Annotated in this window: 11 protein-coding genes; 6 read left to right on the top strand and 5 right to left on the bottom strand. The window is 59.6% G+C overall.

Annotated features, from left to right (window positions below; all coding sequences use genetic code 11):
- Position 1: 1 nt before the first annotated feature.
- From AC0T4W_RS08155 to AC0T4W_RS08145, 3 genes are all read left to right on the top strand, one after another.
- Positions 2–949: a putative 2-dehydropantoate 2-reductase gene (locus AC0T4W_RS08155; protein WP_476318383.1), complete on the top strand. Its 948-nt coding sequence runs from the start codon at positions 2–4 to the stop codon at positions 947–949.
- A 9-nt stretch (positions 950–958) separates the two neighbouring features.
- Complete coding sequence (locus AC0T4W_RS08150) at positions 959–1,864, top strand: 5'-nucleotidase (RefSeq protein ID WP_476318381.1); 906 nt, start codon at positions 959–961, stop codon at positions 1,862–1,864.
- 297 nt (positions 1,865–2,161) lie between these two features.
- A complete protein-coding gene (locus AC0T4W_RS08145) occupies positions 2,162–3,376 on the top strand; it encodes an IS110 family RNA-guided transposase (RefSeq protein WP_476316702.1) in 1,215 nt (404 codons plus the stop codon).
- 313 nt (positions 3,377–3,689) lie between these two features.
- On the opposite strand, the gene AC0T4W_RS08140 is transcribed toward AC0T4W_RS08145, so the two are convergent.
- Both AC0T4W_RS08140 and AC0T4W_RS08135 read right to left on the bottom strand, forming a co-directional pair.
- Positions 3,690–5,045 (bottom strand): IS1182 family transposase, encoded by a 1,356-nt coding sequence (locus AC0T4W_RS08140; protein ID WP_476315485.1) that lies wholly within the window; start codon positions 5,043–5,045, stop codon positions 3,690–3,692.
- A 255-nt stretch (positions 5,046–5,300) separates the two neighbouring features.
- On the bottom strand, positions 5,301–6,278 hold the full coding sequence (locus tag AC0T4W_RS08135; RefSeq protein WP_476318379.1) for an IS5 family transposase: 978 nt from the start codon (positions 6,276–6,278) through the stop codon (positions 5,301–5,303).
- 211 nt (positions 6,279–6,489) lie between these two features.
- Between AC0T4W_RS08135 and AC0T4W_RS08130 the strand changes: the two genes are divergently transcribed.
- Positions 6,490–6,990 (top strand): universal stress protein, encoded by a 501-nt coding sequence (locus AC0T4W_RS08130; protein WP_476318377.1) that lies wholly within the window; start codon positions 6,490–6,492, stop codon positions 6,988–6,990.
- A 112-nt stretch (positions 6,991–7,102) separates the two neighbouring features.
- On the top strand, positions 7,103–8,077 hold the full coding sequence (gene cysB, locus AC0T4W_RS08125; protein WP_476318375.1) for an HTH-type transcriptional regulator CysB: 975 nt from the start codon (positions 7,103–7,105) through the stop codon (positions 8,075–8,077).
- A 60-nt stretch (positions 8,078–8,137) separates the two neighbouring features.
- Here the strand turns inward: cysB and AC0T4W_RS08120 are convergent, their stop codons facing one another.
- Both AC0T4W_RS08120 and AC0T4W_RS08115 read right to left on the bottom strand, forming a co-directional pair.
- Positions 8,138–9,022 carry a bile acid:sodium symporter family protein gene (locus tag AC0T4W_RS08120; RefSeq protein WP_476318373.1) on the bottom strand — a complete coding sequence of 295 codons (885 nt, stop codon included), beginning with the start codon at positions 9,020–9,022 and terminating at the stop codon, positions 8,138–8,140.
- A 145-nt stretch (positions 9,023–9,167) separates the two neighbouring features.
- Positions 9,168–9,929, bottom strand: coding sequence for an SDR family oxidoreductase (locus AC0T4W_RS08115; RefSeq protein WP_476318371.1), 762 nt, complete (start codon positions 9,927–9,929; stop codon positions 9,168–9,170).
- Positions 9,930–10,152: 223 nt separating this feature from the next.
- Between AC0T4W_RS08115 and AC0T4W_RS08110 the strand changes: the two genes are divergently transcribed.
- On the top strand, positions 10,153–11,160 hold the full coding sequence (locus tag AC0T4W_RS08110; RefSeq protein ID WP_476318369.1) for an NADP-dependent oxidoreductase: 1,008 nt from the start codon (positions 10,153–10,155) through the stop codon (positions 11,158–11,160).
- Between the two features lie 52 nt (positions 11,161–11,212).
- Here the strand turns inward: AC0T4W_RS08110 and relA are convergent, their stop codons facing one another.
- Positions 11,213–13,456, bottom strand: a complete 2,244-nt coding sequence (relA, locus tag AC0T4W_RS08105) for a GTP diphosphokinase (protein WP_476318367.1) — start codon at positions 13,454–13,456, stop codon at positions 11,213–11,215.
- Positions 13,457–13,587 lie beyond the last annotated feature (131 nt).

Raw genomic sequence — 13,587 nt, 5'->3', positions numbered from 1 at the left:
GATGAACCCATCTCCACGTATCGGCATTATCGGCTCGGGCGCGATTGGCGGCTTTTATGGCCTGATGCTGGCCCGCACCGGCTTTGATGTGCACTTTCTGCTGCGCAGCGAATTTGCCGCTGTGGCCAGCCAGGGCCTGCAGGTCAATAGCGCCCTGCACGGCAACCTGCATCTACAACCGGTGCAAGCGTACCAGTCGGTTGCCGATATGCCGCCCTGCGACTGGTTACTGATCGGCGCCAAAACCACCAGCAACGCCGAACTGGCCCCGCTGATCAGCCAAGCCGCCGCGCCCGGCGCCAAGGTGGTGCTGATGCAGAACGGTCTTGCCGTGGAAGACGAGCTGCGCCCATTGCTGCCGGACTCGCTGCACCTGCTGGGCGGCCTTTGCTATATCTGCGCCCATCGCAGCGCACCGGGCGTGGTTGAGCACCAGGCCCTGGGCAGCGTCAACCTGGGCTATCACTCGGGCCCGGCGAGCGATGCCGAAAGCCGCCAGCAAATCCTCGAACAAGGCAGCGCGCTATTTCAGGCTGCGGGACTGGGCTCCAGCGCCATGGCGGAACTGAACCAGGCGCGCTGGCAGAAGCTGGTGTGGAACGTGCCCTACAACGGCCTGGCCGTGTTGCTGAATAGCGCCACCACGGCGCTGATGGGCAATGCCGACAGCCGCGCGCTGATCGAGGCGATCATGCAGGAAGTGGTAGACGCCGCCACCGCCTGCGGCCATCAACTGCCGCCCGGCTTTGCCGGCAAGCTGCTGGCGGCCACTGATTGCATGCCGGATTACCTGCCCAGCATGTACCACGACTTTACCCTGCAGCGCCCGCTGGAACTGCATGCCATCTACGCCGCGCCGTTGGCCGCTGCAGCACAGGCCGGCTGCGCCATGCCGCGCACCGAGATGCTCTACCAAACTCTGCGTTTCCTCGAACAACGCGCGCAATAGGACACAGCCATGAGCAAGGGATTAGGCGACAAACTGGTACTGGCGATCTCCTCGCGGGCGCTGTTCGACCTGCGTGAAAGCCACCAGATTTATGAAAGCCAGGGCGTCGAGGCCTATCGCCAATACCAGATCGAGCATGAAGACGAGATTCTCCCCCCAGGCGATGCCTTTCCCTTGGTAGAAAAACTTCTGGCGCTGAACACCACCCTCAAGCAACAGCGAGTCGAGGTGATTCTGGTATCGCGCAACAGCGCCGACACTGGCCTGCGCGCGTTTAACTCGATCCAGCACTACGGCCTAGGCATCTCCCGCGCAGCCTTTGTTGGCGGGCGCAGCCCAGACCCTTATCTGGCCGCATTCGGCAGCCATCTATTCCTCTCTACCCACGCAGAAGATGTGCGCAGCGCGCTGCGGGCCGGTTTTGGTGCCGCGACCATTCTCTCCGGCGGCGCTCGGCGGGCGGCAAGCAATGAGCTGCGTATCGCCTTCGACGGTGATGCCGTGCTGTTTTCCGATGAATCCGAGCGCGTCTATCAACAGGCCGGTCTGGAAGCCTTCCAGAGTCACGAGCGCCAGTCCGCCCGTGAGCTGCTCGGCGGCGGCCCATTCAAACCGTTCCTCGCCGCGCTGCACCGCCTGCAACAGGAGTTTCCCGAAGAGCAATGTCCGATTCGCACGGCGCTGGTGACCGCCCGCTCGGCCCCGGCACATGAGCGGGTGATTCGCACACTGCGTGAATGGAATATCCGCCTGGATGAGTCGTTCTTCCTCGGCGGCCTGGAAAAAGCCGCAATTCTGGAAACCTTCGGCGCCGACGTATTTTTCGACGACCAGACCGGCCACTGCGAAAAAGCCAACAAAGTCGTGCCCACCGGGCATGTGCCGCATGGCATCAGTAACGAGCCGCAACTCTAAGAACATGCTTACGATCTGCTGCGCGTCGGCCCTACTGCGTTAACAGTCATGGCAGCCCCGCCACCCCTGATGATGAAAGAGAGCTATAGATAGGGAAGGTGGCGGTGAGAGGTCGCTAGTTTTTTTGGCGGAGACACCCCGTCGTTAACATGATCCAGCGAACTGACTCGTACCCCGGATTGCCTCTTTCGAGAGCGAACGCTAAATAGGCCGTTGGGGACTTGTTCCCTTCAGGCTCATTCAGTTCGATCACCGCCACCTTCCCGATCTTGAGTGTAGACAGCAGAGGGGTGGGGTATGGAATTGATTGCCCTTTATAAACGTGTGGTTGGACTGGATGTGCATCAGGCCCAGATCACTGCCTGCGCGGTGATTGAAGAGACGGATGGTCGCATCACAGTCGAGCACCGTCAGTTTGGCGCGTTCAAGCGTGATCGTCGGGCGCTGGCCGAGTGGGTAGCGGCTCTGCAGCCGGACGATGTGGTGATGGAGAGCACCGGCGTTTACTGGAAGAGCCCCTATGCGGCCCTGGAAGCGGTGGGTATCAGGGCCAAGGTGGTCAATGCTCGGCATGTCAAAAATGTACCTGGGCGCAAAACGGACATAGCCGATGCTCACTGGCTGGCGATCCTGGCGCGCGCTGGGCTCTTGCGTGGCTCGTTTGTGCCGCCGGCCAAGCTGCGCGAGTTGCGCCTGATTGCCAGGCAGCGGCAGAAGCTGGTCAGCCAGTTGGCCTCGGAGAAGAACCGCTTGCACAAGGTGTTGAGCGACAGCGGGGTGCGTCTCGGCGTCGTGGTGAGCGACCTGCATGGGCGTTCTGCGCGGGCCATGGTCAAGGCGATCATTGCGGGTCAGCCCGTACACGAAGTGCTCAAGTTCGCCACGCGCCGCCTGAAGGCCAGCCGTGAAGAGCTGTTCGAGGCGCTGCAAGGAGAACCGACGGCCAGCCACTGTTTTGTGCTCGACGAGTTGATGCAGCACATTGAAGAGCTTGAAGCGCGGATTTCCCGTTTCGAAGCCCGCCTGCTCAGCGAACTCGATAGCGAGCGCAATGCCCTGTCTCTTTTGCAGACCCTGCCCGGCGTTGACTTGATCGGCGCGGCGCTACTCATCGTTGAGATCGGCAGTGACATGGACGCCTTTGGTAGCGCTGATCGATTAGCCTCCTGGGTGGGCATCTGTCCAGGCAACAACGAGTCTGCAGGTAAACACAAACCTGGAAAGATACGTAAGGGCAATGCTCATGTGCGGCGGTTGTTATGCGAATTCTCGCACTCGGCCAGCCGCACTGCATCGGTATTCAAAACCAAGTTCCAGGCACTGGTGATTCGACGTGGCTACAAGCGCGCGATCATCGCCTTGGCTCACAAACTGCTACGTACCGTCTACTACATGCTCAAGCGGCGCGAACACTACCGGGACAGCGCCCTGGACTATGAAGCCTTGTCGGTCAAACGCAATTCAGCTCGCTGGCTCAGGGCACTGGAGAAGTTCGGCTACCTGCCGAGCTAAACCACCCCCGAGTGTTTTTTTGCTGGTGTCCGGCAGGTTCGCGCTCGTCTGTCAGATGGATTCTTTCACGCTAAAAACAGGCTCGGAATGCTCATTTACACCAGTAAACTCCGCTTCCTCGCCTGTTTTTGCCTTGTATGGCTCTAGGAGCCTGTCGGACTTAACCCGAAAAGGAATGACAGCGCGGGTTTAGGTCTTTGATTGCTCGGGGTCGTTCTTTCTAAGCATCCGAGTTGACTATCGCGAACCCAGGCGGTCCGTTCGTGCACCTGAGCAGCTGCCTGGACGCGGGTGGGCGTACTTTTCGGCCGCGTTACATCGCGCGTAGCACATGCAAACGCTTGATGTTCCAGGCCATGGTCACCAGGCTCCATTCGCCCTGGGCGTTGGCCAGGCCGCGCATGCTCATCTGCCGCCAGCCCATCACTCGCTTGATGATGCCAAACACCGGTTCGACCGTCTGTTTGCGTAGCCTGTACAGCGCTCGACCTTCTTGCGTGCTCAGTCGGTGAGCCATCTGTTCGACTGGGTTACTCGTCTGTGGTAGCGGCGAGTCGGTGGCAAAGCGCTCCAGTACCGGGGTGTGGTGCGACTCGCGTTTGAGCGCCAGAAGCGGTTCGACCTTGGCTTCGTGGCAGGCGCTCACGTTGGCCTGGCTGAAGAAGCCGCTGTCCGCAATCAGGCTTTTCACCTCGCCTAATTCGGCGGGCAAGGTGGCTATGCGCTGTAGCGTGGGAACCACTTCGCGCTTGTCGTTGCAGGCCTGGGTTACATGCTGTGTGACCACCAGCATCGTCTCGGTGTCGACCCCGGCTTGAGCGTTATAGCTCTGCTCGAAGCCGCCACCGGAGACGGGCATGATGCGTGACTCTTCATCGGTCAGATTGACTTGATCGCTGTCTTTGGGGCCCGCTGCGGGCGGTTCTGGATCCTTGCCGCGTGGTTTCTTTCCAGCCTTGCGCTGGGCCTCACGCTTGGCCGTCTTGGCCTCGAATTGCTGTTGCTCAATGGCGTGTCGCTCAGCTGCACGTTGCTCGATCTTCGCTTTGGCCTGGGCTATCGCGCTGAGCCGATCTTCGCGCCGGGCAATCTCCGCCGGCACATCCATGCCATCGGGTACGGCGGCGCAGTCGCTGTTCTCGGCCAGCGCCAGCAACTGCTGGACCTCCTGGCGTAACTGCGCCTCGATCTTGTTGGCGTGCGCCCAGGACAAGGCCTTGTGCTTACTGGCGTTGGCCTCGATCTTGGTGCCGTCGAGAGCGATATGACCGAGCTTGAGCAGCTTCATCTCGCGCGCCAGCATCAGCACCTGGACGAACAGCGATTCAACCTGCTGCCGGAAACGTCGACGGAACGTGGCCAAGGTGTCGTGATCGGGGTGGGTGTTGGCCGCCAGATAACGGAACGCTACCGAGTCATAGGTCGCGCGTTCGATCTTGCGGCTGGAGTGCACGCCATTGGCGTAGCCGTATATCAGCAGCCCCAGGAGTACGGCCGGATGGTGGGCAGCTGAACCCCGCCCCGCATACTGCCCAGTCAGCTCGCTCAAATCGAGTTGCTCGATGACCTCGACCACGAACCGCGCCAAGTGATCCGCCGGCAACCACTCGTTCACCGAAGGCGGTAGTAAATACGCAGTGTCTCGGTCAGCAAGGACAAAACGGCTCATCAGCGGGGCTCTCGATTGCAGGGCCTTGATTGTCGCGAATACTTTCAGCGCAAGGAAGAGTCAGAAAGTCCGACAGGCTCCTAGCTCGCTAGATCGTAAACACGCTCTAAGGAAGGTCTGAAGTAGTCCCGTTTTCCAAGCTGATTTTCTCAATGACTCAAAAAAACCGCGTCTCAATCGAAAATCAGGCCATTTTTCACCTTCAAATGCATAGTTTTGCCCTTGAGGGGCGCTTCGCAGGGTTTATTCCCCGCATTACAGGCGCACCTCTCCTGCAAGCATTAACTGTTTGCGCACCATCCACAGGTTCGACAGCGCAAACAGCGTGACCTGCTGGGCTGTGTTTTTCACCAAGCCGCGAAAGCGCACCTTGGTGTAGCCGAACTGACGCTTGATCACACGGAACGGATGCTCGACCTTGGCGCGCACCTGTGACTTGGCGTATTCGATCTTGCGTTTCATTCGGCCAATCAGGCTTTTCTTGCCGTGCTTTTTGTACGAACTAGGCCGGGCGGAAATCGACCAGATCATTTTTCGACCTTCATGTTCGGGGCGCTTGTGGACACCGGTGTAGCCAGCATCTCCGGCCACATGGGTTTCCTCACCATGCAGTAATTGGTCGACCTGAGTCACGTCGGCAACGTTGGCGGCGGTACCCACCACGCTGTGCACCAAGCCCGACTCGGCGTCCACGCCAATGTGCGCCTTCATGCCAAAAAAGTACTGGTTACCTTTCTTGGTTTGGTGCATCTCAGGGTCGCGCTTACCTTCCTTATTCTTGGTCGAACTGGGTGCATGGATAATCGTGGCATCGACGATGGTGCCCTGGCGCAGCAGTAGGCCGCAGTTGCCAAGGTAATCATTGATGACGCCCAGAATCCCCGTAGCCAGGTCGTGCTTCTCCAGCAACCGACGAAAATTGAGGATGGTGGTTTCATCCGGGATGCGCTCCAGCCCCAGCCCAGCAAACTGGCGCAAAATCGTGGTCTCGTAGAGCGACTCTTCCATCGCCGGATCGCTGTAGCCGAACCAGTTCTGCATCAGGTGCACACGCAAGATGGCCATCAACGGGTATGACGGCCGGCCGCCTTCACCCTTCGGATAATGCGGTTCGATCAAGGCAATCAGGCCCTTCCACGGCACCACCCGATCCATCTCGATCAGAAAACGCTCACGTCGGGTTTGTTTACGCTTGCCGGCATACTCAGCATCGGCGAAGGAGATCTGCTTCATCGGAAAACTCGGCGGGTGGTGTCCGGCTATTTTGCCAAAATCAGGAAGTCTTTTTCAGAGTTTTCCTAAACACGGCTAACTGTTAAAGAGCCTCGCATTGCCTTCCCTGCGTATATAACCATTCGTCCTCAAAACCTCGGCTTTCTTTGACTTATCGACGGCGCTGCTAAGCTCAAATCAGGCCCGCCAGTCAGGCAGTCAAGGAGGCCGCATGATTCGCTCAATTCTCTATGCCACTGACCTTGGCCTATACGCCCCCTACATCCTGCAGCACGCGCTGGCGCTGACCCGCTCCTTCAATGCCAGCCTGTATGTGGTGCACGCGGTGGAACCCATGGGCCTGTTTGCCGAGTCAGTGCTGCAGACCTACCTGGATGAAGAGCGCCTCAAGGAACTGCGCACCAACGGCCTGAGCACGGTGATGGCGAATATCGAGCAACGGGTACTGGAAGGGTTTCGTGATGAAATAGGTGAAGCCGTGCATGACCTGGAGCTGATCAAGGCCGTGCGCGTGGTACAGGGCGATCCTCCGCTGGTGATACTCGATGAAGCGCAGCAACTCGGCGTGGATTTACTGGTCTTAGGTAGCCACAGCCACGGCACGGATATGGACATTCCGCTGGGGCGCACCGCTTCACGGCTGGTGCAATTGTCTGAAGTACCGGTGTACCTGGTGCCAATGCTGCAACATCGCAGTCGCGGTGATCTTTAAACAAGCGCCGCACTTTTTAGTTTTTAGTCTAAATTCAATGCTTCAATCATCATTATGGTTATATAAAACGCCGGTAACCTGAACGGCTGTCTTTTTGCTTTGAGGGATTTTTATGAAGCTTCAGCAACTGCGCTACATCTGGGAAGTCGCGCATCACGACCTCAACGTTTCTGCCACGGCGCAAAGCCTCTACACCTCGCAGCCAGGCATCAGCAAACAAATCCGCCTACTCGAAGACGAACTGGGGGTTGAAGTATTCGCCCGCAGCGGCAAGCACCTGACCCGCATCACCCCAGCCGGCGAGCGCATCATCAACACCGCCGGGGAAATCCTGCGCAAGGTCGAAAGCATCAAGCAGATCGCCCAGGAGTTCTCCAACGAGAAGAAAGGCACCCTATCCATCGCCACCACCCACACCCAGGCGCGCTATGCCCTGCCGCCGGTAATCAGCGCCTTTATCAAGCAATACCCCGATGTATCCCTGCATATGCACCAGGGCACACCGATGCAGATTGCCGAAATGGCCGCCGATGGCACCGTTGATTTCGCCATCGCCACCGAAGGTCTGGAGCTGTTCAACGACCTGATCATGATGCCCTGCTACCGCTGGAACCGCTGCGTGGTGGTGCCCCAGGGCCACCCACTGACCAAACTGCCGAAGCTGACCCTGGAAGCCCTGGCCGAATACTCCATCGTCACCTACGTATTCGGCTTTACCGGCCGCTCCAAACTCGACGAAGCCTTCAGCCATCGTGGCCTGACGCCGAAAGTGGTGTTTACCGCCGCCGACGCCGACGTGATCAAAACCTATGTACGCCTGGGCCTGGGCGTGGGCATCGTGGCCAAAATGGCCGTCGATCCCAAACTCGACCCGGACCTGGTGGTGCTGGATGCCAGCGAGCTGTTTGAAGCCAGCGTGACCAAGATCGGCTTTCGTCGCGGCACCTTCCTGCGCGGCTTTATGTGCGACTTTATCGAGAAATTCGCCCCGCACCTGACCCGCGACATAATGGCCAAAGCCGTGCAATGCCACAGCAAGGTCGAACTGGAAGAACTCTTCGAAGGCGTTGAGCTGCCGCTGCACTGACTTCGTCAGCAGACATAAAAAGCCCGTCCAAGTGACGGGCTTTTTCATACTCGGCCATCCCTACTCAGTGGCCTTTAGCTCTTTGCCATGGGCAAAGTTGACCCACCAACCGAATGCCGCTGCGGTAAAGAACATGATGATGCTGTAGATCGCTGCGGGGATCGACATGGTCGCGTTGTTCAGCAGCATCGGGCTCAGTGCCAGGGCAATCGCCAGGGTGCCGTTGTGGATGCCGATCTCCATGCCGATGGCAATCGATTGGCGCAGGCTCAGCTTGCACAAGCGCGGCACCCAATAGCCCACCGCCAGGCTTATTAGGTTGAAAGCCAGCGCGGCGCCACCCACCAGCGGCGCGTAGTCAACGAAGGTCTGCCAATCCTTGACCACCGCCAGGATGATGATGATCAGCAGAAACAGCGCGGAAATGATCTTCACCGGCTTCTCCATGCGCTGCGCAAACCCGGGGAAACGGCTGCGTATCCAAATGCCGATGGCCACCGGGCCGAGCACGATGACAAACACCTGCACCACCTTGGTGAACTGCAACGGCAGGGCCTGGTCGCCTTCCATAAAGTAGGCCAGCGACAGGTTGACGATCAGCGGCATGGTCAGCACCGCAATCACCGAATTGACCGCCGTCAGGGTGATATTCAGCGCCACGTCACCGTGGGCCAGATGGCTGTATAGATTGGCCGTGGTGCCGCCCGGCGAGGCGGCCAGCAGCATCAGGCCAACAGCAAGCGCCGGCGCCAGGCCAAAGGCCTTGGCCAGAAAGAAACACACCAGCGGCAGCAGCAACAACTGGCAGCTCAAGCCGATCAGCACCGGCTTGGGAAACTTCACCACCCGGGCAAAATCCGCCAGGCTCAGCGACAACCCCAAGCCGAGCATGATGATGCCCAGGGCGATAGGCAGGAACAGGGTCAATAACGGGTCAGCTGTCACGGCTTGCTTACTCCTTGATCAAAGCGCTGGGCGATCTTGAACAGCGGCGTAGAACACTGCAGTGACTTTAGTGGCCAATCGTGTGAAAGAAATGGCAAGCCATAAGAAAGCGCCCAAAAGGACGCTTTCTTATGGCTGAATGAAATCAGATGGCCGTTGCGCCGCCATCCACCGCCAACGCCTGGCCGGTGGTGAAGGCCGCATTATCGCAACACAGGTACAGCACGGCGGTGGCGATTTCCTCGACCTTGCCGATACGCCCAACTGGGTGCATGGCCGCAGCGAATTCGCCCTTCTTCGGATCGGCTTCATAGGCGCGGCGGAACATGTCGGTATCGATCACCGCCGGGCATACCGCGTTGACCCGCACTTTCTTCTTCGCGTATTCGACGGCCGCCGATTTGGTCAGACCAATCACCGCATGCTTGGAGGCGGCATAGATGCTCATCTTCGGTGCAGCACCCAGGCCGGCAACCGACGCGGTGTTGACGATAGCACCACCGCCCTGGGCCAGCAGCAGCGGGATCTGGTGCTTCATGCACAGCCACACACCTTTCACGTTAACGCCCATGATGGCGTCGAACTCCGCCTCAGTGCCCTCGGCCAACTTGCCCTTCTCGATCTCGATACCGGCGTTGTTGAAGGCGTAGTCCAGGCGCCCGTATGCGCCCAAGGTACGTTCCATCAGCACCTTGACCTCGGCATCGCGAGTCACGTCGCAGCGCACGAACAGCGCGTCGCCGCCCGCCTCACGGATCAGCGCAACAGTCGCCTCACCGCCCGCCACATCAACGTCAGACACCACCACCTGCAGGCCTGCGTTGGCGAACGCCAGTGCCGTGGCACGCCCAATACCAGCACCACCACCGGTGACCAGGGCAACCCGGCCGGAAAAGCTAAAGCTCATGTGCGTATCCTCCAAGGATTAGAAACCGCGCTGAGTCTAATCAGCGCTTCCACATCAAGGCAGCACTATCAAACTGCTGGTGATAGCCTCATCCAAATAAGTGATTAACACCCCAGACCATCTATCACTCGAATGGATTAACCACCATTCGTCCCGTGGGCAAATCTTGCCCATTGCACCGCTAGGGGCTATCAACAGTCTTTCCGCTCAGTGAGTACCTGCCATGACCGCCCCACTTAATCGTCAGTTCCTGCTTGCCCAACGCCCGGTCGGCCTGCCCAGCCGCGAGACCTTCAGCTATGTGGAAACCAGTGTTGGCGAACCTGACCCCGGCCAGATTCTGGTGAAGAACGCCTACCTGTCGCTGGACCCGGCCATGCGCGGTTGGATGAACGATGCCAAGTCCTATATCCCGCCAGTCGGCCTTGGCGAAGTGATGCGCGCCCTCGGCGTGGGTGAAGTGGTGGCCTCACAGCACCCGGACTTTGCCGTGGGTGACCATGTAAACGGCGCCCTTGGCGTGCAGGATTATTTTCTCGGTGAGCCCAAGGGCTTCTACAAGGTCGACCCCAAGCGCGCCCCACTGCCGCTTTACCTGTCGGCCCTGGGCATGACCGGCATGACCGCCTACTTCGCCCTGCTCGATGTGGGCGCGCCGAAGGCCGGTGAAACCGTGGTGATTTCCGGTGCAGCCGGTGCGGTCGGCAGCATTGCCGGGCAGATCGCCAAGCTCAAGGGCTGCCGCGTGGTTGGCATCGCCGGTGGCGCGGACAAGTGCAAATTTTTGATTGATGAGCTGGGCTTCGATGGCGCCATCGACTACAAAAGCGAAGACGTGATCGCCGGCCTCAAGCGCGAATGCCCGAAAGGCGTGGATGTGTACTTCGACAACGTCGGCGGCGACATCCTCGATGCTGTGCTCACCCGCCTGGCCTTCAAGGCGCGGGTGATCATCTGCGGCGCGATCAGCCAGTACAACAACAAACAGGCGGTCAAGGGCCCGGCCAACTACCTCAACCTGCTGGTCAACAGCGCACGGATGGAAGGCATGGTGGTAATGACCTACGCCCCGCGCTTTGCCGAAGCAGCTGCGGAAATGGGCGGCTGGCTGGCTAGCGGCACGCTGAAATCCAAGGAAGATATCGTCGAGGGCCTCACCACCTTCCCGGAAACCCTGCTCAAGCTGTTTAGCGGCGAGAACTTCGGCAAGCTGGTGCTAAAAGTCGATTAACACGCATCCGTAGGATGGGTTCACGGCGCGCCGCGTAACCCATCTACGAGATTCAGGAAACCCGATGGCGGCGCGCTTCGATAATATTCGGCAGTTGCGAAATACGACCCAACAGCCGGCCCAGTGCATCCAACCCAGGAATCTCCACGGTAATCGACATGGACGCGGTGTTGTCGTCCTTGTTCGAGCGAGTGTTGACCGCCAGCACATTAAGCCGCTCGTTGAGTAGCACCTGGGTCACGTCACGCAGCAGCCCGGAACGGTCGTAGGCCTTGATGATGATTTCCACCGGATAGGTTTGCACCGGCACGGGGCCCCAGTTGACCTGGATAATCCGCTCCGGCTCACGACTGCCGAGCTGCAGCACCGAGGCGCAGTCCTGACGGTGAATGCTCACGCCACGACCCAGGGTGATGTAACCGACAATCGGATCACCCGGCAGCGGCTGGCAGCAGCCGGCCATCTGCGTCAGCAGGTTGCCGACGCCCTGAATCTGGATATCGCCGCGTTTGCCCGGCTTGAAACCCAGGGCCTTGCGCGGAATCAGCTCCAGCTGCTCGTTGACTCGATCCGGCTCGACCAGTTGCTGCGCCAGGTTGACCAGTTGCGCCAGGCGCAGATCACCCGCACCGAGGGAGGCGAACAGGTCCTCACTGGTCTTCATATTGGCCTTCTCGGCCAGTTTTTCGAAGTCCACATGCGGCAGTGCCAGGCGCTGCAGCTCGCGCTCCAGCTGCACCTTACCGGCGGCGACGTTCTGGTCGCGGTCCTGCAATTTAAACCAGTGAACGATCTTCGCCCGCGCCCGCGAGGTGGTGACGTAACCGAGGTTTGAGTTCAGCCAGTCGCGGCTTGGCGTGCCGTGCTTGCTGGTGATGATTTCCACCTGCTCGCCGGTCTGCAGGCTGTAGTTGAGCGGCACAATACGGCCGTTGATCTTCGCGCCACGGCAGTTGTGACCGATTTCGGTATGCACGCGGTAGGCAAAATCCAGCGGTGTTGCGCCCTTGGGCAAATCAATGGCGTGACCGTCCGGAGTGAACACATAAACCCGGTCCGGCTCGATATCCACGCGCAGCTGTTCGGCTAGGCCGCCGATATCGCCCAGCTCCTCATGCCATTCGAGCACCTGACGCAGCCAGGAAATCTTCTCTTCGTAATGGTTGGAGCTGGCTTTGACGTCGGTGCCCTTGTAGCGCCAGTGCGCGCACACGCCCAGCTCGGCCTCTTCGTGCATGGCCTGGGTGCGGATCTGCACTTCCAGCACTTTGCCTTCTGGGCCGAGCACGGCGGTATGCAGCGAGCGGTAGCCGTTCTCCTTGGGGTTGGCGATGTAGTCGTCAAACTCCTTGGGGATATGCCGCCACAGGGTGTGCACGATACCGAGGGCGGTGTAGCAATCGCGCACCTGCGGCACCAGCACACGCACCGCGCGCACATCATAAATCTGACTAAACTGCAGACCCTTCTTCTGCATTTTGCGCCAGATCGAATAGATGTGTTTGGCCCGCCCGCTGATGTCGGCTTTGACTCCTGTGGCCTCAAGCTCGGTGCGCAGCTGACCCATCACTTCATTGATGTAGTGCTCGCGGTCCAGGCGGCGCTCGTGCAGCAGCTTGGCGATCTGCTTGTACTGCTCGGGCTCCAGGTAGCGGAAGGACAGGTCCTCCAGCTCCCATTTGATATGGCCAATGCCCAGGCGGTGAGCCAGTGGTGCGTAGATGTCGAACACCTCACGGGCTACGCGCTGACGCTTCTCGTCATCGGCTTCCTTCACCGCACGGATGGCACAAGTGCGTTCGGCCAGTTTGATCAGCGCCACGCGTACGTCATCGACCATGGCGACGAGCATCTTGCGCAGGTTTTCCACCTGCGCTTGAGAGCCGAGTACCAGGGAATCGCGCGGGTTCATCGAGGCACTGATCGCGGCCATGCGCAGCACGCCTTCCACCAGCTTGGCCACCACCGGGCCGAAGCGTTGATGCACCAGCGCCAGCGGCACCTTGCCTTCGCGTACGCAGCGGTAGATCACGGCGGCGACCAGGGAGTCCTGATCGAGCTTGAGGTCAGCGAGAATTTCGGCGATTTCCAGACCGGAGCGGAAACTCGATGCGCCCTCGGTCCATAGGTTTTTCGAGGCATTGGCCTGCTGCTCGGCCTCACGGGCGAACTCGCAGGCCTCGCGCAGGGCTTCGCGATCCAGCGCCGGATCGACACTCAGTACATGCCCGAGCCAGGCTTCAAGGTTAATGCTGCCGTCGTCGTTAATCGGCTGATGCGCTCTGACCTGAACCATCTTGCTTACCTTCCCTACGGTGCGCGGCATGCACACCGAACAATCGCCGCCTTCTCTGAGCCGGTCGGTTTAACCACTTAAGGCGCAATCCCTGCACGCCCCTGCAGCGCTGAGATAAGGGCGGTGCCGGA

The sequence above is a fragment of the Pseudomonas sp. C7.1 genome (assembly GCF_056312395.1).
The sequence above is the reverse complement of the archived record's forward strand: the minus strand, read 5'-3'. Positions and strand labels throughout refer to the sequence as shown.

Excerpts from the sequence above, each read along its gene's own strand:
- AC0T4W_RS08145 (WP_476316702.1), top strand. The coding sequence starts at position 2,162 with ATGGAATTGATTGCCCTTTATAAACGTGTGGTTGGACTGGATGTGCAT.
- AC0T4W_RS08150 (WP_476318381.1), top strand. The coding sequence starts at position 959 with ATGAGCAAGGGATTAGGCGACAAACTGGTACTGGCGATCTCCTCGCGG.
- relA (WP_476318367.1), bottom strand. The coding sequence starts at position 13,456 with ATGGTTCAGGTCAGAGCGCATCAGCCGATTAACGACGACGGCAGCATT.
- AC0T4W_RS08115 (WP_476318371.1), bottom strand. The coding sequence starts at position 9,929 with ATGAGCTTTAGCTTTTCCGGCCGGGTTGCCCTGGTCACCGGTGGTGGT.
- AC0T4W_RS08110 (WP_476318369.1), top strand. The coding sequence starts at position 10,153 with ATGACCGCCCCACTTAATCGTCAGTTCCTGCTTGCCCAACGCCCGGTC.
- AC0T4W_RS08135 (WP_476318379.1), bottom strand. The coding sequence starts at position 6,278 with ATGAAGCAGATCTCCTTCGCCGATGCTGAGTATGCCGGCAAGCGTAAA.
- AC0T4W_RS08155 (WP_476318383.1), top strand. The coding sequence starts at position 2 with ATGAACCCATCTCCACGTATCGGCATTATCGGCTCGGGCGCGATTGGC.
- cysB (WP_476318375.1), top strand. The coding sequence starts at position 7,103 with ATGAAGCTTCAGCAACTGCGCTACATCTGGGAAGTCGCGCATCACGAC.
- AC0T4W_RS08140 (WP_476315485.1), bottom strand. The coding sequence starts at position 5,045 with ATGAGCCGTTTTGTCCTTGCTGACCGAGACACTGCGTATTTACTACCG.
- AC0T4W_RS08130 (WP_476318377.1), top strand. The coding sequence starts at position 6,490 with ATGATTCGCTCAATTCTCTATGCCACTGACCTTGGCCTATACGCCCCC.